This window comes from Halomonas sp. BN3-1 (genome assembly GCF_003056325.1).
GTDB classification, from domain to species: Bacteria; Pseudomonadota; Gammaproteobacteria; order Pseudomonadales; family Halomonadaceae; genus Halomonas; species Halomonas litopenaei.
Genome location: NZ_PYVV01000005.1, coordinates 135,204 through 160,825, shown reverse-complemented (window position 1 = coordinate 160,825; position 25,622 = coordinate 135,204). Strand labels below are relative to the sequence as shown.

Sequence of the window (25,622 nt, the reverse complement as noted above, 5' to 3'; positions counted from 1 at the left end):
GGGCCGGGCGCCGATGGCGCTCGGCCCGGCCCAGGCGACATCACCATGTTTCGAGCTCTCTCCTTTCCTGCAGGTTGCTCGGCATCCGGCCGAGCAACACCGATGGCGCTGGCCCTGACCGCAGGGTTGGCGCTACTGGCGATACTGAGTCCCAGCGAGGTGCTGGGCGCTGAGCTGAAGGTGACCGCGGGCACACCGCTCAAGCGCTGGGTCGAGCAGGCCGAGCCCAACGATATCCTGCGGCTCGCACCGGGCCACTACACGACAGGCCCGGTGATCATCGACAAACCGCTTAGCCTGGTCGCCGACGGTGCCGGTGTGGTGATCGATGGCGGCGGCAGCGGGACCCTGCTGACCTTGCGCTCACCGGGTATTTCCCTGTCCGGGCTGACCCTTCAGCACTGGGGGGGCGACCTGACCGCCATGGATGCGGGCGTTCACGTGGAAAGGACCGCCCATGGCGCCAGCATCGAGCGCTGCCGGCTGTCCGGCCCTGGCTTCGGTATCTGGCTCGATGGCGTCGACGACGCCCGGGTCCTCGACAATCAGATTCGCGGCGATACCCGGGTACGCTCCCAGGATCGCGGTAACGGCGTGCAGCTGTTCAACGCGCGTCGGGCGCTGGTCTCCGGCAACGATATCCGCCAGGTGCGCGACGGCGTCTATATCGACACCAGCAGCGACAGCGTGATCGACGGCAACCTGCTCGAAGACCTTCGCTACGGCGTCCACTACATGTACGCCCACGACAACAGCGTGACCAACAACCTGACCCGTCACACCCGCACCGGCTACGCCCTGATGCAGTCCCGTGGGCTGACGGTGAGGGCCAATCGCTCCATCGAGGATCGCAACTACGGCATCCTGATGAACAACATCACCGATAGCCGGATCATCGACAACGACATCATCGGCGTGCGTCAGGCACGCGACGCCCATGACCAGGGCCTGGTCAGCGGTGGCGATGGCAAGGCCATCTTCGTCTACAACGCCCAGTTCAACGTGATTCGTGGCAACCGCCTCGAGGACAGCGACATCGGGCTTCACCTGACCGCAGGCTCCGAGGACAACCGCATCAGCGGCAACGCCCTGATCCACAATCGCCGCCAGGTGAAGTACGTGGCCACTCGACAGCAGGAGTGGTCCGAGCACGGTCGCGGCAACTACTGGAGCGACTACCTGGGCTGGGACCTGGACGAGGACGGCATCGGCGACACTCGCTACCAGCCCAATGACGCCATGGACCAGCTGCTGTGGCGACACCCGGAGGCCAAGGTGCTGATGGCCAGCCCGGCGGTGCTGGCGCTGCGTTGGGTACAGCGCGCCTTTCCGGTATTTCGTCCCGCCGGCGTCAGCGACAGCGCACCCCTGATGACGCCTTCGAGACCTCGTTCCGCCACACGGACATCCTATCCATGACCCGCGCCACGACCTGCGCCACGACCTGCGCTATCGCCTTTGACGACGTCAGCCTGGAACACGGCGGCGTGACCCGCCTGTCGCACCTCAGCCTCGAGGTGAACAGGGGCGAGGTGCTCGGCCTGCTCGGCCACAACGGCGCCGGCAAGACCACCAGCATGAAACTGATGCTGGGACTGCTGTCGCCCACCCAGGGAAGTCTCAGCGTGCTTGGGCAACGGCCGGACCGAGCCGGCGACCGTGCCTTTCGCCAGCACCTGGGCTACCTGCCCGAAAATGTCCGCTTCTACCCCAACCTGAGCGGGCGAGAGACCCTCAACTACCTGGCCCGACTCAAGGGGCGGCCCACGGCAGAGGTGGACGAGCTGCTGGTGCAGGTGGGGCTGGGTGAGGCCGCCGACCGACGCCTGGCGACCTGGTCCAAGGGCATGCGCCAGCGCCTGGGGCTGGCCCAGGCGTTGCTTGGCGAGCCTCGGCTGCTGCTGCTCGACGAGCCCACCAGCGGGCTCGACCCCGCCGCCACCGAGGCGGTCTACGCCACCATCGGAATGCTGAAGGCGCGTGGCGTGACGGTGGTGCTGTCTTCCCACCTGTTGCCGGGGGTCGAGCCGGTGATCGATCGTGCGCTGATCCTCGGCGAGGGCAAGTGCCTGGCGCTGGGCGACCTGGCCAGCCTGCGCGAACGCTTTGCGCTGCCCTACGTGATCGAGATGCGGGGTGCTCCCCAGGATCTGGCACTAAGGCTGATTCGCGAGGGCATCCCCGCCCGCTCTTCGTTGGCGGACGGTGGTCGACTGCGACTGGAAGTGGCCCCGGAGCACCGCATGAATGCCTTGAGGCTGTGCACTGCCTTTCAGGGGCTCAAGGACCTGGAAATTCGCCCCCCCAGCCTCGAGGCACTGTACCGACGTGTCCAGGACCCCAGCGGCCGCGATCCAGGCAATGGCAGTCAAGGGAGCAGCGAGAGCGACGCTAGCGACCGCTACCAGGTGATCGACGAGTCCGACCACACCACCGTCTCACCATCCGCCGAGGACACGCCCTGATGCGCCTTTTGCTGACCATCGCCCACAAGGAATTCCGTGACGGCCTGCGCCACCGCTGGGTGCTCGGGATCGCCGTGCTGCTGGGGGTACTGGCGCTGGGTATCGCCGCCTTCGGTGCTGCCGCCAGTGGTGGTACCGGCTTTACCGGCCTGTCCACCACCCTGATCAGCCTGTCGACGCTGTCCATGCTGCTGATCCCGCTGATCGCCCTGATGCTGGCCTACGACGCCATCGTCGGCGAAGACGAGGGCGGCACCCTGCTGCTGCTGGCCACCTACCCCATGTCGCGACGTACCTGGCTGCTCGGCAAGTTCATGGGCCACGCCTGGGTGCTGGGCCTGGCCACCCTGTGCGGCTTTGCGGTCGCTGGCGTGGTCATCGCTTTCGCCACACCTGAAGCCGCGCTGGCCGAGGTCGCCGCAGGGCTCACTACCCTGATCGTCTCCAGTGTGCTGCTGGGCTGGTCGTTTCTGGCCCTGGCGTACTGGATCAGCGCCCGTGCAGGCAGCAAGCAGGCTGCTGCCAGCCAGGCCCTGATCACCTGGTTCGTGTTCGTGCTGGTACTGGACCTGGCGCTGCTCGCCCTGCTGGTAGGCGTGCGCCAGGGAGGGGCCTGGCTGCCCTGGCTGATGCTGGCCAACCCGGCCGAGTGCTTCCGACTGCTGGTGCTCTCGGCGGTCGAGCCTCATCAGGCCTCCGCGATCACCGCCCTGGCCAGCGCCACCCCCAGGTCGCCCTTGCTGCTGGCGCTGCTGCAGGTCGTCTGGGTGCTGCTACCTCTGTGTCTGGCGATCAAGCGATTCGAGCATCGAGCGCTGTAACCCGCGCGCCTAGCTCATCGGAAAGCCGGCGCTGCCTGCCAACCATTACTGCGGGTTATTGCTGCTGGCTTTTGCTGCCAGCGGCCCCCCCACTCCGTCCGCCAGGACGCTCGCCTGGAGAACTCCCATGTCCCTTCCTTCTATGCTGCAACGCTTTGCCATCGGTGGCCTGATGCTGTTGTTGATCGGCTGCAACGACGGCACCTCTGACACGACTATCGGACCCGCCCCCATCGGTGATGACGACATCTGCCATGTATGCGGGATGTTGATCGAGGCCATGCCAGGTCCCAAGGGAGAGCTGGTGCTCGATGGTGACAGCGAGGTCACCAAGTTCTGCTCGGCGGCGGAAATGCTGGTCTTTCTTCTTCAACCCGAAAACGTCGAACGGCTTGCCCATGCCTGGGTTCATGACATGGCTCGCACCGACTGGGACCACCCCGGAAACGATGCCTTTATCAGTGCACAGGAGGCCTGGTACGTATCTGGTCATTCGCGGCCCGGCGGCATGGGACATCCGCTGGCGACCTTTGCCACAAGAAGCGATGCGGAGGCTTTTCAGCGCGAACATGGCGGCATCATCGAGCGCTTTGATGAGCTTGAAATCGACCAGTTAACCCATATGAGCCGAGCAAACCACCCTTGAATAGGTATAGAAAATCCCGCAAATATGCAGCGACAAAAGCCGACCAAAAAAATTGCTAAATTTATGGATTTACCATGCTACATTCAAGAGACAATAAGATGGATGGAACATCCATGACAAGGAGTTAAACCGCGCATGTTATCTCATTGATATAGGTCATCTGGCGTAGGAATAATCGCACATCACTACGCTTTAATGCGCCAAGCCTGCGTGAGATTTCTCGTCCCTTGCTAGAGTCGAAAGCATGAGCGAAAGCCTCCCTTCTCTTTACCAAGTCGCCCAAGGGGCGCCGGGGCACGACCAATGCATCTGACACGATTTACCGACTACTCATTGCGCGTTCTGATGTACCTTGCCGAATCCGGCAACGAACGCACCACGATCGCCGAGATCGCCTCACGCTTCGAGGTCTCACGCAACCATCTGATGAAGGTGGTTCAGGAGCTCAGTCGCCTTGGCTATGTCTCCGCCGTCCGTGGCAAGCACGGGGGACTGTCGCTCAAGCAGGCGCCGGGCAGCATCCACCTCGGCGCCCTGGTCAGGGATACCGAACATAGCCTCGCCCTGGTGGAGTGCGAAGGGGACGACAGCGCCTGCTACATCGCGCCCATCTGCCGCTTCAAGCAGATCGCCAACGAAGGGTTGACCGCATTTCTGGAGGTCCTGGATCGCTACACCCTGGATGACCTGATGACCCCTCAGTGCCGCCAGCGCCTGCACACCCTCAAGCTGATCGAGCTCGAGCCGGAGCCTGAAGCCGAGCCCGCCTGACGCGACGAGGCAAGACAGGGTAACGCCACGACAGCGTACTCCGAGAATGCTAGCCTCCTGACCTCTGAGTTCTCTCGGTCGTCAGGAGCCAGCATGCCGATTGCGCCATTGTTTTCACCTCGCCGCGCCCGCCTTCTTCGCCTGAGTGTCGCCGCCGCACTGGTCTCCGTACTCGGCCTGACAGGCGTCAGCAGCCAAGCCATGGCGGTGGATTTCGACACCTCGGCCCACCAGACCCACCAGGACTGGCAGACCTTGATCGCGACCCTCGGCGACGAGTCCCATGTGCGAGCGGTCCAAAGGACCAGCTACAGCGACGCCATGCTCAGCGTCAACGCCACGCCAGGGCATTGCCGCACGCCCTGGATCGAGGTCAGAAGTGACCTTGGCCAGCGCCAGGCCGTGAGCGAAGTGGTCAATCGCGTTCCCATCGACCTGCTGGTAGACGAGCAACGTGCCCAGACCGGCACGGCGGTGCTGTCCACCCAACGCGGTGACGACGGCCTCTACGTGCGCGTGAATGGCATCGATATGGACCTGCTGGCCTCGCGTCTCGCCACCGGTGAGCAGCTGCATCTGCGCCTGCGCATGACGCCCGATACCAGCGACTACTGGTTCATGAGCTTTTCACTGAATGGCGCCTTTACGGCATGGCAGCGGATGCAGACCCTGTGCAGGGCTTCCTGATCCGGCAGCAATTCCAGAGGCCATATAGAGGTGCGGGCGTCATGATCCCTGCGAGGGCTAGCGGCGCGCCTGCTTCGGGGACCTATTCGGGGACCTTCCCCGAATAGGTCCCCTGAAGCCGCTCAGGCGGGCCGCTCCATCGCCTGCAAGGTATCTCCCAGACCATCTTGCCGCTGCCCATCGCGACTCAACCAGCGCCGCGCGAAGTCATCACCGCTCAAGGGCCGTGACAGCAGATACCCCTGGCCAAGATCGCAACCCAGGGCACGTAGTGCCTCGAACTGCGCCGGTGTCTCGATGCCCTCCGCCACCACCGTCAGTCCCAGACGATCGGCCATGGCGATGATGGTGGCGACGATGGCGTGATCGTTGCTGTCGGTCAGCATGTCGCTGACGAAGGACATATCGATCTTGACCGCCTGTACGGAAAAGCGCTTGAGGTAGGCCAGCGAGGAATAGCCGGTCCCGAAATCGTCGATGGCCAGGGCGAATCCCTGCTGGCGCAGGGTGTCGGTGATGCGTATCGCCTGCTCTGGGTCTTTCATGAAGCCGCTTTCGGTGATTTCCAGCCCCAGCAGCGAGGGGGAAACGCCAGCCCGGGCGGCGATCTCGCAAAGCTTGATTGCCAGCTCGGGATCCTCGAACTGGGCCGCCGCCAGATTGACGTAGAGTCGCTCGGGGAGCCGGTCCAGCGATGCCTGCTGCCACTGCTTCAGCTGGCGACAGGTCTGCTCCATGACCCAACTGCCGAGGGCCTCTATCATCCCCTGTTCCTCGGCCACGGCGACAAATTCCATCGGGCTTATCCATCCCAGTTCTGTGTCGTGCCAACGACACAGAACCTCGGCGCCAATCAGGTCCCCGCTCTTGAGGTCGACGCAAGGTTGAAAGCGGAGCTCGAGACATTTCGTGTCCAGCGCCTCACCCAGACGAGAGGCAAGCACCAGTCGGCGCCGCAGATCACGTCCCATCTCAGGTGCGTAGAAGCGATAGCCGCTGCGGCTTTCCTTGGCATGGTACATGGCGATGTCGGTGTGCTTGAGCAGTTCCCGGGAACTATCGCCATCGTCGGGGAAGAAGGCGACGCCGATGCTGACGTCGACGTTGAATCGATGCCCCTCATGCACCACCGGGTCATTCAAGGCGCTGAGCAGACGCCCCACGACCTGGGCGGCTCCGATCTCGTCGGTCTGCTCCACCATGACGACGAACTCATCGCCCCCCATCCGCGCCAGGCTTTCGAGCCTGCCAAGGCAACCGCTGAAGCGAGCGGCCACCTCCTTGAGCACTTGATCACCGACGTCGTGGCCCTGACCGTCGTTAATCTCCTTGAAGCGGTTGAGGTCGAGGAACATCAGTGCCACCCGATATTGCTCGGTGCGAGCCCGGACAATGGCCGCCTGCAGACGCTCCATGAAGTGGACCCGGTTGGGTAGACCGGTCCCGGGATCGAAGAAGGCCAGATGCCGTATATGGGCGTCGCTGCGGCGCCGTTCGAGCTCCGCCGAGGCGCCTGCGGCAAAGATCCGCAACAGATGACAGATGGGTTCAGGATCATGCAGCGGCTGGCGATACAGCGCAAACAGGATACCGACGGCGTCGCCGTTGGCGTCTTCCAGGCGTCGGCCGACGTAGGCTTCCACGGCGAAGCCGACCATCTCCTCGGCGCGGGGATAGCGTTGGCTCATGCCTCGAGCAATCACATGCTCGCTGTCGCGAAAGGACCTCTCGCAGGGTAGCCCTTCGAAACTGTAGTGAAAGGGCTCCACCGGCTGGCCCGATACCAGGCCGGCGATCAGCGTCGCCTGCAACGGGACGCTTTCCTCGACGCGTGACACGAACACGGCGTCCGCGCCTAGGGCGTCGGTCAGACGTCGCACCAGCAGGGTAAAGAAAGCGTCGTCGCTGCGCGCCGTCACCAGTTCGGCCATGTCCAGCACCGCCTGCTGGGTGTTCTGCTGATGCTGGTGGGCGCGCATGGCCTGCAAGCCAAACGACAGGTTGTCCGCAAGCTCCCTCAGCAGCGCCAGTTCGTCGGCGCCAGCGTGGTAGGGCTGATCCATCAACAGCACCAGCACGCCCCGTCGCTCGCTTCCTAGACTCAGCGGCAAGGCCACCTCCGCCACGACCCCGAATCGCTCGGCCCAGGGCGGAGGCGCTACCGTACCTGTCGTGTAGTCGGCTACCCGTTGCTCCTTGCCTTCATGCACCGCTTGCCCGCTGGGGCCCTGGCCCTCAGGCGTGGTCACATCCCAACTGAAACGCGCGTGACGCAACAATTCATCGGCGCCACCGGCGCTGACCAGCGGCAGGATGCTGCGCTCGGGGTCGTCCTGGGCCAGCCCCGCCCAGGCGTAGCGGTAGCCGCCCTGCTCCACCGCGAGCCGACAGGCCTCCTGGAAGATTGCCATCTCGTCGGAGAGCCGAATCACCGCACGGTTGACCAGTCGTAGCAGAGTCAAGGCGCGGTGGGCGCGCTTGAGCTGTCGGTTGGTCGTGTCCAGCTGAGTGGCGGTCTTCTCCAGCGCCTGCTCGGTGCGCCGATTGGACAGTTCGGCCCCGCAGCGCGCCGCGGCAATTCTCAGCACCTCCTCGACCAGGCGACGCTGGTGCAGTCGATGGCGGTGCAAGGCAACCAGAACACCATGCAACTCACCTTCGGGCCCTCGCATCGCCACTCCGGCATAGGCTTCTGCACCAAAATCTCGCAGCAGGACATCGTCCGGAAAGGCACTGCAGACGTTCTCCGGATAGATGCAGGCTCCGCCGTCCAGGGCATCGCGACAGGGGGTGCCGGCAGTCTCGTACTCGATGTCTGGCTGATGCTTGCCATCTGCCATCAGCACCATGGACCGCAGGCGTGAGCCGTCCGTGACAGGGGTCGCTATCATCATGGCGTCAGCGTTGAGGATTACCGCCAGCCGATCGACCAGGTGCATGAAGAAGTCATCACCGATATCCCGCGACAGGCTGTCGGCTAGGCTTTGAAAGGCTCTGCGGGCATCCATCTTCATAGGCCGGGCGACGATCCACTGAATAAGGTAATCAATGGTATCGAGGATAGCTTAACTTCGGGGCACCCCGCCGCCTCGTCCTGGCATTCTGTGCCGTTTCTCCCAGAGCCAGACATCATCTTGCACCAGCAAACGGCGACATCTCCGAGACAACTGTCCCAGAAAACAGAACGTTAGTACTAAGTCGCAAGCATCAACGGTTCATGCCGGTAATCGCACAGATTCGTACATCCTTCCGTCGTACGAGCCTAGGCGCTGTCCGAAAAGTCGACGAGCGAAGGTTAGACAAGGCAAAAATCGGTGAGAAAGCGCAGTTTACGGGGTGTAAATGAGCATTTTGATCCGATTTTTAACGCCGTATTACCGAGCGCAGGCACTTTTCAGACAAGCCCTAAAGCACCCGGCTTCTCAACCATCCGGTCAACACCTCTCCCAGCAACACCAGAATGACGATGCCACAGAGAATGGTGGCCACCGTCGGCCAGGCAAAGGTATCGATGGCCCCCTGGAGGATGACGCCGATACCGCCGGCCCCGACCAGCCCCAGCACGGTGGACTCGCGAATATTGATGTCCCAGCGCAGGATGATCACGGCAAAGAAAGCCGGAACGACCTGAGGCACCACCGCGTAGAGGATGACCTTGGGCCGGCTGGCGCCCACCGCTTCCATCGCTTCGACCGGCCGTCGGTCGATTTCCTCGATGGCCTCGCCCATCAGCTTGCCGACGAAACCGATGGAGCGACACATGATCGCGAGGATGCCCGCCAGCACGCCGGGGCCGAAGATCGCCACGAACAGCAGCGCCCAGATGATGGTATTGACCGAACGACTGGCCACCAGCACGAAACGGGCAAACCACAGGCAGGCACGATTGGGCGTGGTGTTCTGGGCCGCCAGGTAGGCGACGGGCAGGGCCACAAAGATCGTCGAGAACGTGGCCAGGGTGGCGATATGGACGGTCTCGACCAATGCCTCGACGATCTCGCCGAGGCGCCGCGGGTCAGGTGGCCACATGCGGTCGGCCAGGCTGTAGATCTGCGCAGGCGCATCCCACACCCAGGGCCAGAAGATATCGACATCCCTGGCCGCCCAGCTCAACACCGCCACGACCAGCAACAGCAGCACGAAGCGCGTCCAGCGCTCCCGTCGGCTGTAGCGCTGCCATACCCGTTGTTCTGTCGGCGTCGCTACCATAGTCGTCTCCTGACCCAGCCACTGATGCCCTCACTGACCAGAATCACCGCGATGATCACCAGCAGGATCGCGAAGGCAAAGTCATAGTCGTAGCGCCCGAAGGCGTTCATCAGGGTGCCACCGATACCACCGGCGCCGACGATACCGACCACCGCCGAGGCGCGCAGATTGCTGTCCAGCTGGTACATGGAAAGCCCCAGCTGGCGTGGCAGGATCTGGGGGAAGACGGCGTACAGCAACGTGGACATGAACCCTGCACCGACCGACCGCATGGCCTCCACCTGTCCCCAGTCGATCTCCTCGATCTCTTCGGCCAGCAGTTTTCCGACAAAGCCGATGGAATAAAGCGTCAGGGTCAGGATCCCGGCCAGGGGTCCGAACCCCACCGCCTTGACGAACAGGATCGCCACGATGACCGGGTGAAAACTGCGCGACACGATGATCACCGCTCGCCCCACCAGATAGACCGGACGCGGGGCGATATTGCGCGCCGCCATCACCGCAAAGGGGATCGACAGTGCCACCCCCAGCAGGGTCGCCAGCAGGGCAATCTGGAAGCTTTCCTTGAAGCCGGTCAGCAGCAGTTCGAAGCGCTCGAAGCTGGGCGGAAAGCCGCCGCCGAAGATGCGCGCGGCCCGCGGCAGCCCATCGCTGATCCGCTCCCAGTCGAACGGCAGGGTGGCCAGCGCCCAGCCCAGGTAACCCAGCACGCCCAGCGCCAGCAGCAGGCGCACCACAGGACTGGCGATAAAGGGCGGCTTGCGCCAGGTCCGAGCCTTGTCGTTGACCATCAGCGCTCCCCTTCCGCGACAGTCGATACGGAGGTCTCGTCCGGGGACTCGATGCCACCGTAGATCTCCTCCAGCGCTGCGGCATCAAAGCGCTCCGGCGTGCCATCGAAGATCATGCGACCGTGGCGCAAGCCGACGATACGCTCGGTGTAGGCCCTGGCCTGGGCCACATTGTGAATGTTGATCAGCACCGGCAATGACAGCTCGCTGGCGAGGGCTCTCATCAGCTTCATGATCTGCTCGCTGGTGACGGGGTCCAGCGAGGCGGTCGGCTCGTCGGCCAGCAGAATGTCCGGCTCCTGCATCAAGGCTCGGACGACCCCGACGCGCTGGCGTTCGCCGCCGGACAGTTCGTCCGCGCGCTTGTTGGCGTACTGGGCGATACCCACTCGCTCCATCAGGTGGAAGGCGCGTTCGATATCCTCCGGCGGGAAGCGGCGCCGCCATGCCTGAAAGAAGCCGACGTAGCCAAGCCGACCGGCCAGCACGTTCTCCATCACCGTCAAGCGGTCGATCAGGTTGAAGCCCTGGAAGACCATGCCGATGCGCCGCCTGGCCTGGCGCAGTGGTGCGCCCTTGAGGCTGGACAGCTCCTGGCCGTTGAGCCTGATCGACCCCGAGGTGGGTTCGATCAGCCGATTGATGCAGCGAAGCAAGGTGCTCTTGCCCGCCCCGGACGCCCCCACGATGGACACCACGGAGTTGCCTTCCACGCGCAGATCCAGCCCCTTGAGCACGGGGTCATCGTGGCCATATCGCTTGACCAGCTGGCTAATCTCGAGCATTGCACGTCCTCGTTCCCCGGGAAGGCCGAGCGCCGTGCGCCGGCCCTCCTGTCCCTGGGATACCCTGTCGTCACTCCAGATTGTCGGCGGTGTAGCTGACGCCGTTCGAGGCCTGGATGGTGCGAATGACCTCCCACTGGTCCTGGTAGGTGATCGGGATGAACTTCTCGACGCCTTCGAATTCCTCACCCAGCGCGGTACCGGCGAAATCGAAGCTGAAGAAGGCTTCCTCGATGCGCTCGACCAGATCCGGCGCCAGGTCATGGGCGTAGGTGTAGGAGGTGGTGGGGAAGGGCTGGGACTCGAAGATCATGCGCACGCTGTCTTCGTCATACAGCCCCCGTGCGGCCATGCGCTCCACTACCTCGGACGCCACCGGTGCAGCGTCGTAGTCACCCGCTACCACGCCCAGCATCGACTGGTCGTGACTGCCGGAATACACCACCTCGTAGTCCTCGTCCGGCACCACGCCTTCCTCGGGGAACAGCGCACGCGGCGCCTGATTGCCCGAGTTCGAGGTGGGTGAGGTGTGGGCGACCCGCTTGCCGGCCAGGTCGGACAGCGACTGGATATCCGAATCGGCCTGGGTGTAGACCTGCAGGGTATAGCCGAAGCGTCCATCGTCGGAGCCCATCAAGGCAAAGGGAACGGCGCCGGCCAGGTTGACGGCGAAGGGCGTGGGTCCGGTGGAAAAACCTGCAATATGCAAACGCCCGCTGCGCATGGCCTCGACCTGGGCCGAGTTCGACTGGACCGCGAAGAAACGAACGTCCTTGCCGGTCACCTCCCGGAGGTGATCGATGAAGGGCTCCCAGATATCGGCATAGATGGCGGGGTCTTCCACCGGGGTGTAGGCGAAGATGAGGGTGTCGGGGTCGACCAGTTCGTCCTGATTGGCGGGCGGGTCGGCCACCAGATCGCCATTGCGGTCGCAGTAGAGCGCATCCAGATCACCTCGGGGGCAATCCTCCGCGACAGCGACGGATGCAACAGCGCCGAAAGTGAGCAGGAGACCTGCGTTGAGGACCTGGCGTCCCCGGCTTGAGCGTTGTGTCATGGCGTGGCTCACCTATGCTGAGTCTTGTTATAGGGTGGGAATCGACCCCGGCCTCTCGCGCCGACATCGCGGGTTCCGGCGGCAGCGGACAGCCTGGCGGTCGACTACTGGCGACCCGGGGATGGCTCTGTCAGATGGGCAGAAGGCTTCACTCGTTACGCTGAAGGCTCTGCCACAAGGGCTGAAGGCTCTGCCAAGTGCGAAGACGAGCGCCAGCGACGCAGCGATGTTCGAAAACAAACATCGTTGAGTTCAATCTAGGAGGTGACACTTTTATGTCAAACGTTGAGGCCAACGACTTTCCACGCTGCCGCAATCACTACCTGCTGATGCGCCACGGCCATAGCCAGGCCAACGCCATGGGCCTGATCGTTTCCTCCCCCGAGCAGGGACTCGAGGGCTACGGTCTTTCGCCCAAGGGGCAGGAACAGCTGCACGAACGGCTGGCCGGCTGGCACCTGGCCGCGCCTGACCAGGTCTTCCATTCGGACTTTCTGCGCACCACCGAAACCGCAGCACTGGTCGGGCAACACTTCAACGTCACCCCACACCCTGAACCGCGCCTGCGAGAACGCTATTTCGGTGACTACGACCAGGGGCCGGACCCGGCCTACGCGGACGTCTGGGCAATGGATAGCGAGAATGCCGAACACCGCACCCACGGCGTCGAAAGCGTCGGCGACGTCTCCCGCCGACTCATCGACCTGATCATCTCGCTGGAACAGCGCTTCGACGACGCCACCATCCTGCTGGTCGGCCATGGTGACCCCCTGCAGATCCTGCTGACCGCAGCCTGCGGTGAACCCTTGAGCGAGCATCGAAGCCAACCACCGCTGGCACCGGCAGATGTCCGGCCGCTGATCTTCGCTCGCTGATCACCGCTCGCAGCCCCTCTCTTGCAGCCGCCCCTGGCTGCACTGTGAACAACTCGGTGGAAAAGTTCTCCACCCGCTGTGGATAGGCTCTTGACAAGCCGCCGCTCCCCCCATGAACCGTGGCGCTGTGCCGCTACATGCCACCGGTAATGACTGTGGGCAAGTTTTCCATTTTCCCGGCTCGACGCTGCGAAGTTCGTCAGCCGGACTCGGCGGGGCACGTGCTATGTTCCTCGTAACCCCTGAAAGACCCATTCAACTAATGCCTGGAAAATGATCTTGAGCGGTGCTTGAGAACGATCATTTCCCATGCTCTTCATTGCCACAGGAACCCACCCGTCCGCATGATGGCTTCTTCATTTCTTTTCCTGAGTCGACGCCCGGCGTCTCTTGTGCATGGGCGCGAGGTCTGAACATGGCCCCGCTCAAGGCGCGTCAGTTTCTGCTGCTTCAGGGGCCATGCTCTCCCTTCTTCACGCAACTGGCTCGCACCCTTGCTGACCAGGGACACGGTGTTCATGTGCTCGACCTGTGTGGTGGAGACCTGCTCTATCGTTGGCGCCTCGGGAGTCAACGCTACCGTGGCGACGCCGCAGGCTTTGGCGAGCTGATCGATGACTTTCTCGGTCAACGGGGTATTTCCGACCTGGTGGTCTTCGGCGACCAGCGCCCTCTGCATCGGCTCGCTGTTCAGGCCGCAGAGCGTCAACGGCTGCGGGTCCATGTATTCGAGGAAGGCTACCTGCGTCCCCACTGGATCACCCTGGAGCCCCAGGGTGTCAACGGATGTTCCCGTTTTCCCAGGGACCCGGCCTGGGTCTTCGAGGCCGCCCATTGTCTTGGGCCGGCAGAGCCTCCCGTTCCTTGCATCAGTCCCTTCTTGACCCGTGCCACCCACGACGTGATCTACCATTTGGCAGGCGTCCTCAACCCTCTGCTGTTCCCGGGCTATCGCGGCCACGCCCCGGTCAGCGCTCCCCGGGAGTACGCCGCCTATGCGCAGCAACTGACGCGAAAACGCCTGCTGGCTGGCCTTGAAGCTAACCGCATCAAGGAATTTCTTTCGGCGCCAGCGCCCTACTTCGTGTTGTTGCTGCAACTGGACAGCGACGCCCAGATCCGCTGCCACTCGCCCTTTCCCGACATGGCCCGGGTACTCGAAGAGACCATGGCGTCCTTTGCTCGTGACGCACCGGCCCGGACACGTCTGTTGATCAAGAACCACCCTCTCGACCCCGGCCTCAGCGCACACCATCGTCGCGCTCGCCGACTGGCTCGGGAATTGGGTATCGACCGGCGGGTACTGTTCATCGAGGGCGGTGACCTCAATCACCTCCTGCCGAGCGCCACTGGCGCCATCACCGTCAACAGTACTTCCGGTTTCGTGGCCCTGGAGCACGGCTGTCCGTTGCTGACCCTGGGCGAAGCCATTTACACCATGCCCGGACTGGCGACAGGCCGGCAACGGGTCCCCGCGGGCTTCTGGCACGATCCACCGGCACCGAACGCCGCCCTGTATCAGGCGCTCAGGACCACCCTGCTGCGAACCGTTCAGCTCAACGGCAGCTTCTACTGCCGCCTCGGTATTCGCCTCGGTGTGCACCACAGCGCCAGGCGACTCGTCGCCGAACGCTCGCCCCTGGAGGAGTTACTGTCATGCCTGCCCGCCGCCGCCTGACCCTTGTTTTTCCCGTGCCAGATACGGCTTTGGCGGATTCAGGGGCCGACTCGCGGCACGTCGTAGCTGCTCGGCTCGCTGGCCCGCTTCTTTCTGACCGCCGATGCTGACGTGGATCGCGTCCCGAGACCTGGCGTTCATCCTGTGCGTACTGGGACTCCCCCTCGGCACGGGACTCAGCTTCGCCATGGACGCTGTAGGCTGTCGAGGCCTGGGCAACTGGCGCGACCGCCCTCTGGCCCCCTGGCTGGTCCATGCGGGCACCTGGGGGCTGTGCTACTTACTAGCCGTAGCGGTGCTGCAACGAGGTGCGCTGGCCCTGGCCACGGTGCTTACCCTGCAATGGGTGGTGCAGCGCAGCCATCAAGCGAAGTGGCAGAGCCTGAAGGAGCCCTTCCTGGTGCAGGACTTCGAGTACTTCCTCGATGCCATCCGACATCCAAGGCTCTACCTGCCGTTCTTCGGTATCGGCCTGGCCCTGGGTGCCAGCCTCGCCGCCCTGATGGCGGTGTCGGCCTTCGTCTTCCTCGAACCCTGGCTGCTGGATCAGCTCTCCCTATCCTCCATGGCGCTGCTGCTGGGCGGCCTGGCACTGGGGCCAGCCATTGCTCTGGGGCTTGGCCTGCGGCGCCTCCCGGCGGCCTCCCTAGTTCCGTGCCGAGACCACCACCACCTGGGACTGTGGAGCTGCTTCTGGGCCTACGCTCGCTTCCCCGATACCCCCATCGATACCGCACAGGCTCCAGCGCTCCTGCGCCAACCGCTATTACCGGTCGCCCAGGAGTCGCTGCCACACCTGGTGATTGTCCAGGGCGAGTCGTTCTTCGATCCACGCCCCTGGTACGACCAGATACCCCGGGATGTGCTCGCCCACTGGGATCGCCTGAACGAACAGTCCATCACCCACGGCTACCTCAAGGTGCCGGCCTGGGGCGCCAACACCATACGCAGCGAAACGGCCTTTCTGTGCGGGCTGGACGAGGATGCTCTGGGCATGCATCGCTTCAATCCCTATCGTCAGCTGTCCCGCCAGCCGGTTCCCAGTCTGGCCAGTGCCTGCGCCCACATGGGTTACCGCACACTGGTGCTGCACCCCTACCCCGCTGACTTCTACCAGCGCGACCAGGTCATGCCTCGGCTGGGATTTCAGGCATTCGAGGACATCGAAAGCTTCAGGCATTGCCGTCGAGATGGCCCCTTCATCGCCGACGTCGAGCTCGCCAGGCGCGTCACACAAGCCCTGGATGATCCAGACCCGCGCCCACTGATGGTGTTCGTGATCACCATGGAAAGCCATGGCCCCTTTCTGCTGGAGCCAGCGCCCGATCCACTGCGCTGGCTCGCTGCCGACGCCTCGCGCCCCATGGCCGTGACCCACGAACTCGATATCTATCTCCATCACCTGGCCAATACCGACGCCATGCTCGGCGCCCTGGCGGCGACCCTCACCAGGCAATCGCGCCCGGGCCTGTTGTGCGCCTATGGCGACCACGTCCCTATCCTGTCTCCCAGCTATCGCTGGCACGGAGAGCCCGATGGAACAACGCCTTTCATGATCTGGAGCAACCGCCCCCAGACCACACGACGGCCGGAGCCACCGTCCGACCTGTCGCAACTGGCCGAAGCACTGCTCCACACCATCGGGTGCCAGACCACGACCGTCGCCACAGGCTCCCTCGGGCGCTCCCTCCACCGCCATTGCAAGGAACCGCTATGACCAGGCGCGTCGCCATCATCGGAAACGCTACCCGCTTTCCTGGAGTCCCCGGAGAAACCCTGTGGCAGAGCCTGCTGGCGGGGCGGGATCTGGTCACAGAGGTGCATGCATCGCGCTGGGACTGGCGCCGGTTCTATCATCCAGACCGTCGTTCGCCCGGTACCAGCGTGACCTTCGCCGCCGGGTCACTCGGCGACATCGGCGGCTTCGACGCCGACTTCTTCGGAATTTCTCCCAGGGAAGCGGCGACCATGGATCCCCAGCAGCGCCTGCTGCTGGAGCTGACCTGGGAAGCGCTCGAGCACGCGGGCGTCCCCCCCTCGCGCCTGCGCGGCAGCCGCTGCGGGGTCTATATCGGCATCTCCAGTCCTGACTTCGCCTATCGGCATACCGCCGACCTGGCCTCTCTGGGCAATCTGTTCGCCACCGGCAACACCTTCAGCATCGCCGCCAATCGGTTGTCTTACGTGTTCGATCTCAAGGGACCCAGCATGGCCATCGACACGGCCTGCTCGTCTTCCCTGGTAGCCTTTCATCAGGCCTGTCAGGCCATTCGCGCCGGTGAATGCGACACCGCCCTGACCGGCGGCGTCAGCCTGCACCTGCATCCCTTCGGCTTCGTCGCCTTCTCCAAGGCCGGCATGCTGTCGCCGCGAGGCCGTTGTCGCGTGTTCAGCGAAGACGCGGACGGCTACGTGCGCTCGGAAGGGGCCGGCATTTTCGTGCTCAAGGCGCTCGACCAGGCGCTCGCGGACGGCGATCCCATCCTCGCCGAAGTCGCCGCCAGCGGCACCAATACCGACGGGCACAAGTCAGGACTCACGGTACCCAGCGCTCAGGTTCAGGCCCAACTGTTGACCGAGGTCTACGCCCGGGCGGGGATCGATCCCGACGGACTGGACTACCTGGAAGCCCATGGGACCGGCACCGCCGTCGGAGATCCCATCGAAGTCACCGCCATCGGCCAGGCCCTTGGGCGACATCGTCACCACCCATTGCCGATCGGCTCGGTCAAGAGCAACATCGGCCACCTGGAGACAGCGGCCGGCATCGCCGGACTCTACAAGGCGCTGGGTTGCCTGACCCAGCGCTTCGTCCCCGCCACCATAGGTGTCGACCGCCTCAACCCTGAGCTGCACCTCGACGAGGCCAATGTGGACGTGGTGCTGACACCGCGGACGCTCCCCGAAAGCGGCCCCTTGACCGTCGGTATCAACAGCTTCGGTTTCGGGGGGGCCAACGCCCACGTAGTGCTGACCACGCCGCCGCCACCGTCACTGGTGCGATCGCGACCGACGCCACGAGTCTCTTTCGAGCAGCCGCTACCGCTGCTTGTCTCGGCCCACGACGAGGAAGCGCTGGCAGCACTGGCAAGTCGGCTAAGCGACCACCTCGAGACGCACCAGCCAGCCCTCGATGCCCTGACCTGGACCCTGGTTCACCACCGCGAGCGCCTAAACGAACAGGCGCTGACCCTGGTGCGGGACCATGACGAGGCCAAGGCGGCCCTGGACTCGCTGAAGGACGCGACGACCGCTCCCCACAGCAGCGCCCCCTGGGTGTGGCGCCAGCGACGCCTGGATGCGCCCCGGGGGCCGGTATTCGTCTACACCGGCAATGGATGCCAATGGTTTGGCATGGGGCGTGACCTGCTCTCGACCAGTCCCACCTTCGCCGATACCGTCGCGCGGGTGGATGAGCACTTCCTGCCCATCGCCGGCTTCTCGTTGCTCGACGTACTGGCCCGCAGCGATGATCCGGCCCTGCTCGAAGACACCGTGGTGGCCCAACCGGCACTGTTTGCGATTCAGGTAGGGATCACCGCCTGGCTTGACGAGGCAGGGGTCACCCCCACCGCGGTGGTCGGTCACAGCGTCGGTGAGGTCGCGGCGGGCTGGGCCTGCGGCGCACTATCACTGGCTGAGGCGGTGACCGTGATTGCCCACCGCAGCCGTCTGCAGGGCAAGATCCGTCATCAGGGAGGCATGACCGCGGTGTCCTGCTCCGCTGACACCATCGCTACCTGGCTCGCACAGCCACGCTTCGCCGAGATTTCCCTGGCCGGGGACAACAGCGACGGGAATGTCACGCTGGCGGGACCGCTGCCGGCGCTGGCCGAACTGGAAGACGCCTTGCGGGCCACGGGCCATCGATACCTTCGCCTGGCGTTGGACTACCCATTCCACAGCCCACTGCTGGATGGCTTGAAGACCCCGCTACTCGAGGCGCTTGCCGATCTGGACGGATCATCTCCGCGCTTGCCGATGATCTCCACCGTCGAGGGTGGCGAGACCCACCGCCCCCTCGGCGCTGACTACTGGTGGCAAAACCTGCGGGCGCCGGTGCGCTTTCGCCAGGCCATCGAGTCGCTGATCGATCGCGGCGACTCGGTGCTGGTGGAAATCGGCGCCCATCCGCTGTTGAAGCGATACATCGAGGAGCAGTGTCGCCTGCGGGGGCATCAGGTCCTGCATATCGCTACCCTGACACGCCAGGGCCAGGGCCAGGACGAACTCTCCGAAGCTCGGGCACGCCTGTGGCTCAGTGGAGCCCTGGATGGCTTTTCCCCCTGGTTCGAGCGGCCCCTTGCCCCCATCGAACTCCCCGCCTACCCCTGGCAACGTCGCCACCACTGGACCCGCCCAAGTGGCCTGGGTCACAACCCGCTTGAGCAGCGTGACGAACATCCCCTGCTGGGGGCTCGCCAGGCCCCGGGCGAGTCGACGTGGGTCCAGCGCCTGAGTGTTGCCACGCAGCCCGCTCTCGCGGACCACCGGGTCGGGGAGACCCCGGTGCTGGCTGCAGCGGCGCAGGTCGAGATGGTACTGGCCGCCGCCATCACTTCGTCGCCAGACACCATCTTCGAAATCAACGACCTGGAGATCCTGGCGCCGTTGGTGCTGGACGCCTCTGTGGGCAAGCTGGCGCGGCTCACCCTGGCCGACCAAGGGCGTGTCCAGTTGACGGTACGCGACCTCGACCCGGCAGCCGCCTGGCAGTTACACCTCAGCGCCCGCCTGGCCCCTGCCTGCCAGGGCAGTCTGCTGCGTTCGGCCCCTCCGCTTGTGCCGGCCAGTGAGGAGCACCTGGATGGCGAGACCTGGCTGGATAACAAGGCCTGCATAAACAGCGACGCCCACCTGGCGCTCGCCAGGTCGATGGGGCTCGACTACCGCGGCGAGTACCGTAGCCTGGGCCGGATCTGGTGCCAGGACGATGAAGCCATCGGCGAGTTCACCGTCAGTGAAGACACTCCTTGCTGGTGGTTGCCACCCGGTCTGCTGGATGGCGCCCTGCAACTGTGCCTGCCACTGATGAACAACGATCAGACGCCGCCGACGCAGGGCTACCTGCCCGTGCGCCTGTCGCGCATGCAGTTCGACAAGGACGCCGGTCGACCGACCCACGCCCGCGCCGTCATTACGCGACGCTCGCCACACTCCTTCACCGCGGACCTTTGGCTGTACCGCAACCATCGTTGCGTTGCTGCCCTCGAGGAAGTCCGCTTCGCGACAACGCCACTGGCCCTGCCAACCTCCTCGTCCACCGAGTGGCTGACCACCCGCCTGACCCCGGCGCCACTGGTACCTACCCCCTTGGCCGAAGAAGGCAGGCGACTGGCCAATGCCCTTGCCGGCATCATGTCAGGCCCAGTGGGGCGCGACCTCGAGGAGTTCAGCCTGCTGTTCGAGCGTCTCAACGTTGCCTGGCTCGAGGAGGCCTTCGTCGCCGCTCGGCCCGATATCGAAGGCGAAGGCCGGGGCAACAATGAACTCTACCGTCGACTTCTGGCTCAGTACCCGACAGGCGCGACAGAGACCTCCTCGGAGGTGCTAGCGTCTCCTGCGGCGGTCGATATCTGGCGCCTGCTGCTGGCGGAGTACCCTCGGCAGTTCCCTCTACTTGGCTCACTCGGGCGTTTTGGCCTGCATCTTCCCGGCCTGCTGGAGGGCTCGGTCGAGCACATCGAAGGACTAACCCTCGACGCCGCTTCGCTGATCCCGGAAGCGTTGTGGCAGGCCCTGCACGACGAGGTTCTCGCCAGCGTTTCCCGGATCCTGTCGACGCTACCCTCGGCACAACGGCTGCACCTGGTCGAGGCAGGATGCGCGGCGCCTCGGTTGGGCGAGGCGTTGAGCCAGACACTGGACCCCGATCGCCTCATGGTGGACATCCTGCCCCCAGATGATGGCTCCCGCCAACGCACCCAACCGCTGATCGAAGCGTCCAACGGTGCCGCATCGCTGCCCCCCTTCCATACCGCCCCCGGCGCCCAGCTGGCCTGGGTGGTGAGCACACCGACGGATCTCGAAGTCAGCATCGAGGCAATCGACAAGGCCACGGCGCGCCTGGCTCCGCACGGGCAACTGCTGATACTGGTCCTGCCCCCTACAGGCTGGTGGCGAGCGCTGGGCTCCCTGCGTCCTGACGCCAGACCGGCCACTGTCGAGGCGATCTCCCGCCACCTGAGCCAGGCCGGGTTCAGCGTCGAGGCGCGCCCCCCGACAGAGGCCTCCCATCTTCCGTCTCTGCTGAGTGCCGTGCCCTCGGCAAGCGCTCGCCCCACCACCGAGACCGGTTCGGCCGAGCCTCTTGCACAGCGCGACGCAGCCACCTTGCTGGTGGTGGATGCTGCCAGTCGTGCTCTGGGTGAGCGGCTTGTGCAACACATGTCCTCGGGTGCTGCCCGCTGCGTAACATACGATGATCTCGAGTTGACGCTTGCCGCCCCGTCCTCGTTTGCGGAGGTCACCTCAGCGCGCGCCTCGAACGCGCAGCAAGCGCCGAGTGCCCGGAAAGTCGTCGCCCCGCAAGTTGTCGACCTGCGAGCCGCCGTACCCTCTCGGCAGACAGGCGGTGACCTCGAGACCCACCAGGCGGGCCTGGATGCCCTTGAGCGACTGGGTGACTGGGCAAGGACATTGGCGGATCGCCACGGGACGCTGGTCGTGGTGACTCGCGATGTCGCCGCGCTGTTCGGCGCTGATACCCCCGATATCGACCTGTACCAGGCTGGCTTGTGGGGGGGCTGTCGCTCCCTCGACAACGAACTGCCGAATACCCGTGTGCGGCTGGTCGACCTGGCCTCGGGAGAAGCGGCGTTGGTGGCCTTGGCGCAGGATCTGCATCACGACGATGGCGAGGATGAGGTGGTCATCGACCACCACGGACATCGCCGGGCACTGCGCGTGCGTCCTGTCGCCGACACACCGCCAGCGCTCACACCCCCCCCCACGCCAGACCGAGTAGCGTCCAGGGTGACCCTGGAAATCGCTCATCCCGGTCAGCTCTCGCGCCTGCAGTGGCGAGCCCACCCGGCACGGTCGACGCTCGCCAAGGACCAGGTCCGAGTAAGGGTCCTGGGCACGGGTCTGAACTTCCGTGACGTCATGTATGCTCTCGGCGTGCTCACCGATGAGGCGCTCGAGCAGGGCTTTTCCGGCGCCACCCTGGGGCTCGAGTTCTCCGGTATCGTCGAGGCGCTGGGCGAAGGGGTCACCCAGTTCGATCTTGGTGACCCGGTGGTCGGGCTGGGGTCGGCCTGTTTCTCTAACCACCTGGTGGTCGAGGCCGACTCGCTGGCCAGGGTGCCGTCAGGTCTCGACCCGGTGGCCGCTGCCGGGTTGCCCACGGCGTTTCTCACCGCCTGGTACAGCCTCGAGCATCTGGCTCGGCTATCGCCCGGGGAACGGGTGCTGATACACGGCGCTGCCGGCGGTGTCGGTCTGGCTGCCGCACAGTTGGCCCGGTGGCGAGGGGCTGAAGTGCTGGCCACCGCCGGCAGCCCGCACAAGCGTGATCTGCTGACACTGCTGGGTGCCGAGCGCTGCTACGACTCACGCAGCCTGGCCTTCGCCGAACAGATCCTCGCAGACACCGATGGCCAGGGTGTCGATGTGGTGCTCAACTCCCTGTCCGGCGACGCCATCCACCAGAACCTGCGTGTGCTGGCGCCTTTCGGGCGCTTTCTCGAGCTTGGCAAGCGAGACTTCTACCAGGATACCCCGATGGGGCTGCGCCCCTTCCGTCACAACCTGAGCTACTTCGGCATCGACTCCGATCAACTGCTGTCACATCGTCCCGCGCTCGCCCGCCAACTGTTCCGACAGGTCATGGACCGTTTTGCCGAGGGCGCCTTCAGCGCCCTGCCCTATACCACCTTCACGACCACCAGAGTGGTCGAGGCCTTCCGCCATATGCAGCAGGCGCGGCATATCGGCAAGATCATCGTGACGCACCCTTCAGCCGCTGCCAGTCCTTCTCCTGACACACCCCGCACAGGCTCAGCCTCCAAGACCACTATGCACCCGCATGGCGGTCCGAGAAACACCATCAATAGCTCTACCAATCCGACTTGCATGGCACTGGATACCGAAGGCTGTTACCTGGTGAGCGGTGGGTTGTCCGGCCTGGGCCTGGCCAGCGCAGAGCGACTGGTGAGGCGCGGCGCTCGCCATCTGCTGCTGCTGAGTCGCTCGGGCGTCAGCAGCCCGGAGGCCAGTGCCGCTATCGCCGCCATGCAAAGACAGGGCGTCACGGTAGAAGCGCCAGCGCTGGACGTCACCGATGAGCAGGCGCTGGCTGGACTGATCGAGGAATGCGGTTCCCGGCGCCCACCGCTGCGTGGCGTCATTCACGCCGCCGCCGTCATCGAAGACGGCCTCGCGCGACAGCTGACTCGCGAGCAGCTGGACGCGGTACTGGGCCCCAAGCTGTTGGGCGCCATCCTGCTGGACCGCCTGACCCGCCATCACGACCTGCAGCACTTTGTGCTCTACTCCTCGGCCACCACCCTGTTCGGAAGCCCCGGGCAGTCCGCCTATGTGGCGGCCAACCTGGGCTTGGAAGCGCTGGCCGTGCGGCGCCGTCAGGCGGGGAAACCCGCCACCTGCCTGAGCCTGGGCATCATCGAGGACACCGGCTTTCTGGCTCGTCACCAGACCAAGCGTCAGGCCCTGTCCCAGCGTATGGGAGGCGGGCAGCTGAGCGCAGAGCAGGTGCTGGACGCGCTGGAACGAGCACTCGCGGCAGGCATCAGCAACGCCGCCGTCATCGGTGCCATCGACCATGGCTTCATCCAGCGGCGCTTTATCGAGTTGCGCCAGAACTCCAATGAAGCGGACCGCCAGGCAAGTAGCAACGACGACCTCGATCTATCGGCGCTCGATGAATCGTCCCGCCGCAAGGCCGTCGAAGCCATCCTGCGTCGACAGTTGGCGAGCATCCTGATGCTGGACCCGGAACGCATCGACAGTGGGCGCAGGCTCTCCGAGTTCGGCTTCGATTCGCTGATGGCCGTCGAGCTGGTATCGGCCATCGAGACCCGGCTTGGCGTGAAGGTGTCCGCATTGGCCCTCGCCGACGCCGCGACCCTGCATCGCACTACCCAGTTGATCTGCGACCTGCTGGAAAGCCCCGAGCTCGATGCAACCGACGACCATGCTGCGCTGGCCTACCGCCACGCAGTCTCCCCTCCTGCTCCTGCACGGGAGGTGACATGAATCCCGACGACCGGAAGGCATTGAAAGACCGCCTGCTCAATCAGGCCAGGGCGATCGACAGCGCTCGTCATGCCCAGGCAACGCCCATCGACTGCGCTATTTCAACCTCAGAGCACTACCCGCTGACCGAAACACTCGTCACAACCACCGACTTCCGCAGCCTCGAAGGCTATCGCCGCATCGCCATGATGAGGACGCTAGGGGACTCCCTGGGTATCACCAGCCCCTTCTTTCGCTGTCATCAGCGTAGGGCGGGGGCTACCAGCCGACTCGGCGATCAGGACGTCATCAACTTTGCAAACTACGACTATCTCGGCCTGGCCGGCGATCGACGTGTCCTGGACGCCACCCATCAGGCGATCGAGTACTACGGCACCTCGGTATCGGCCAGTCGCATTGTCGCCGGCGAACGCCCCTTCCACGGGGCCCTGGAGCGTGAGCTGGCGCACTGCTACCAAAGTGATGATGCGCTCGCCTTCGTCAGCGGCCACGCTACCAATGTCTCCACCATCGCCATGCTGGTGGGCACCAGGGACCTGATCATCCACGACAGCCTGATCCACAACAGTGTGGTGGTGGGCGCCAGCGTATCCGGCGCCACTCGCATGAGTTTCCCCCACAACGATGCCCAAGCCCTGGATCGTCTGCTGTTCGACCATCGCGATCGCTTCGAGCGCGTACTGGTGGTAATCGAAGGCCACTACAGCATGGACGGTGACACCCCGGACCTGGCACGTTTCGTTGAGGTGAAGCGCAGGCACCACTGCTGGCTGATGGTGGATGAAGCCCACTCGCTTGGCGTGTTGGGGGCAACCGGGTTAGGTCTTCACCAGCATTGCCGAGTGGCTCCGGGAGATGTAGACATCTGGATGGGCACCCTGAGCAAATCCCTTGCCTCCTGCGGAGGCTATATCGCCGGGTGCCAAGCACTGGTGGATACGCTGCGCTACCTTGCGCCAGGGTTTCTCTACAGCGTCGGGCTGGCACCGCAACTGGCCGCACCAGCACGCCGCGCTCTGCAAGTGCTGCAGGAAGAGCCCTGGCGAACCGCCAGACTGACGCAGAACGCTCGACGTCTGCTGGACGGTATCCAGTCCCTGGGGCTGAATACCGGCAGCAGCGAGGGACATGCCATCGTGCCACTTATTCTCGGCAGCTCCGCCAGGGCAGCCAAGCTGTCCCATACGTTGCTGGCGGCGGGTATCAATGTGCAACCCATCCTGCACCCTGCAGTGCCAGAACGTAGCGCTCGGCTGCGCTTCTTTGTCAGCTGCGAGCACCAGCCGGACCAGATCGATCAGACCCTGTCGGCCCTGGAAAGGCTGATCAACTCAGATTAACGCTACGGCTCGTCTGAAAAGTGCCTGCGCTCGGTAATACGGCGTTAAAAATCGGATCAAAATGCTCATTTACACCCCGTAAACTGTGCTTTCTCACCGATTTTTGCCTTGTCTAACCTTCGCTCGTCGACTTTTCGGACAGAGCCTAGACTCCCTTGCAGGCAGTCCAACCTCCAAGGCGGATAGCGAGCGGCGGCCAAGGATGCGGAGAGGGAATAGGGATAGGGATAGGGATAGGGATAGGGATAGGGATAGGGATAGGGATACTTCAATGAAAG

General features: G+C 64.3%; 16 protein-coding genes. 11 read left to right on the top strand and 5 right to left on the bottom strand.

From position 1 onward, the window contains the following. The first annotated feature begins 102 nt into the window (after nt 1-102). The 6 genes from C9F12_RS08850 (at nt 103) to C9F12_RS08825 (ending at nt 5,390) form a co-directional block, all read left to right on the top strand. Nucleotides 103-1,419 (top strand): nitrous oxide reductase family maturation protein NosD, encoded by a 1,317-nt coding sequence (locus tag C9F12_RS08850; protein ID WP_108448627.1) that lies wholly within the window; start codon nt 103-105, stop codon nt 1,417-1,419. After that, complete coding sequence (locus C9F12_RS08845; protein ID WP_108448626.1) at nt 1,416-2,465, top strand: ABC transporter ATP-binding protein; 1,050 nt, start codon at nt 1,416-1,418, stop codon at nt 2,463-2,465. The genes C9F12_RS08850 and C9F12_RS08845 overlap by 4 nt, the downstream gene beginning before the upstream one ends. After that, the gene (locus tag C9F12_RS08840) at nt 2,465-3,286 is read left to right on the top strand and encodes an ABC transporter permease subunit (protein ID WP_108448625.1); all 822 of its coding nucleotides are present in this window, start codon (nt 2,465-2,467) and stop codon (nt 3,284-3,286) included. The genes C9F12_RS08845 and C9F12_RS08840 overlap by 1 nt, the downstream gene beginning before the upstream one ends. A gap of 127 nt (nt 3,287-3,413) precedes the next feature. Then, nucleotides 3,414-3,932, top strand: a complete 519-nt coding sequence (locus tag C9F12_RS08835; protein ID WP_108448624.1) for a nitrous oxide reductase accessory protein NosL — start codon at nt 3,414-3,416, stop codon at nt 3,930-3,932. A gap of 303 nt (nt 3,933-4,235) precedes the next feature. Beyond that, nucleotides 4,236-4,703 carry an Rrf2 family transcriptional regulator gene (locus C9F12_RS08830; RefSeq protein ID WP_108132096.1) on the top strand — a complete coding sequence of 156 codons (468 nt, stop codon included), beginning with the start codon at nt 4,236-4,238 and terminating at the stop codon, nt 4,701-4,703. A 93-nt stretch (nt 4,704-4,796) separates the two neighbouring features. After that, complete coding sequence (locus tag C9F12_RS08825) at nt 4,797-5,390, top strand: hypothetical protein (protein WP_108132095.1); 594 nt, start codon at nt 4,797-4,799, stop codon at nt 5,388-5,390. A 122-nt stretch (nt 5,391-5,512) separates the two neighbouring features. Here the strand turns inward: C9F12_RS08825 and C9F12_RS08820 are convergent, their stop codons facing one another. The 5 genes from C9F12_RS08820 to phnD all read right to left on the bottom strand — a co-directional run bounded on the left by C9F12_RS08820 (nt 5,513) and on the right by phnD (nt 12,232). Further along, a complete protein-coding gene (locus C9F12_RS08820) occupies nt 5,513-8,398 on the bottom strand; it encodes an EAL domain-containing protein (RefSeq protein WP_162816423.1) in 2,886 nt (961 codons plus the stop codon). Between the two features lie 397 nt (nt 8,399-8,795). Continuing rightward, nucleotides 8,796-9,599 (bottom strand): phosphonate ABC transporter, permease protein PhnE, encoded by an 804-nt coding sequence (gene phnE, locus C9F12_RS08815; protein ID WP_045994838.1) that lies wholly within the window; start codon nt 9,597-9,599, stop codon nt 8,796-8,798. Continuing rightward, nucleotides 9,593-10,390, bottom strand: coding sequence for a phosphonate ABC transporter, permease protein PhnE (phnE, locus tag C9F12_RS08810; RefSeq protein ID WP_045994839.1), 798 nt, complete (start codon nt 10,388-10,390; stop codon nt 9,593-9,595). Before phnE (C9F12_RS08810) ends, phnE (C9F12_RS08815) begins: the two co-directional genes overlap by 7 nt. Beyond that, a complete protein-coding gene (gene phnC / locus C9F12_RS08805) occupies nt 10,390-11,175 on the bottom strand; it encodes a phosphonate ABC transporter ATP-binding protein (RefSeq protein WP_108448622.1) in 786 nt (261 codons plus the stop codon). Before phnC ends, phnE (C9F12_RS08810) begins: the two co-directional genes overlap by 1 nt. 70 nt (nt 11,176-11,245) lie before the next feature. Further along, nucleotides 11,246-12,232: a phosphate/phosphite/phosphonate ABC transporter substrate-binding protein gene (gene phnD / locus C9F12_RS08800; RefSeq protein WP_083970649.1), complete on the bottom strand. Its 987-nt coding sequence runs from the start codon at nt 12,230-12,232 to the stop codon at nt 11,246-11,248. A 275-nt stretch (nt 12,233-12,507) separates the two neighbouring features. On the opposite strand from phnD, the gene C9F12_RS08795 reads away from it, so the two are divergent. The 5 genes from C9F12_RS08795 (at nt 12,508) to C9F12_RS08775 (ending at nt 25,344) form a co-directional block, all read left to right on the top strand. Beyond that, complete coding sequence (locus C9F12_RS08795; protein ID WP_240184213.1) at nt 12,508-13,107, top strand: histidine phosphatase family protein; 600 nt, start codon at nt 12,508-12,510, stop codon at nt 13,105-13,107. A 415-nt stretch (nt 13,108-13,522) separates the two neighbouring features. After that, entirely contained in the window at nt 13,523-14,785 is a 1,263-nt protein-coding gene (locus C9F12_RS08790) for a capsular biosynthesis protein (RefSeq protein ID WP_108448621.1), read from the top strand. 103 nt (nt 14,786-14,888) lie between these two features. After that, nucleotides 14,889-16,502: an LTA synthase family protein gene (locus C9F12_RS08785; protein WP_108448620.1), complete on the top strand. Its 1,614-nt coding sequence runs from the start codon at nt 14,889-14,891 to the stop codon at nt 16,500-16,502. Further along, nucleotides 16,499-24,004, top strand: a complete 7,506-nt coding sequence (locus C9F12_RS08780) for a type I polyketide synthase (RefSeq protein ID WP_108448619.1) — start codon at nt 16,499-16,501, stop codon at nt 24,002-24,004. Before C9F12_RS08785 ends, C9F12_RS08780 begins: the two co-directional genes overlap by 4 nt. After that, nucleotides 24,001-25,344 carry an aminotransferase class I/II-fold pyridoxal phosphate-dependent enzyme gene (locus tag C9F12_RS08775; protein WP_108448618.1) on the top strand — a complete coding sequence of 448 codons (1,344 nt, stop codon included), beginning with the start codon at nt 24,001-24,003 and terminating at the stop codon, nt 25,342-25,344. Before C9F12_RS08780 ends, C9F12_RS08775 begins: the two co-directional genes overlap by 4 nt. Nucleotides 25,345-25,622: the final 278 nt, after the last annotated feature.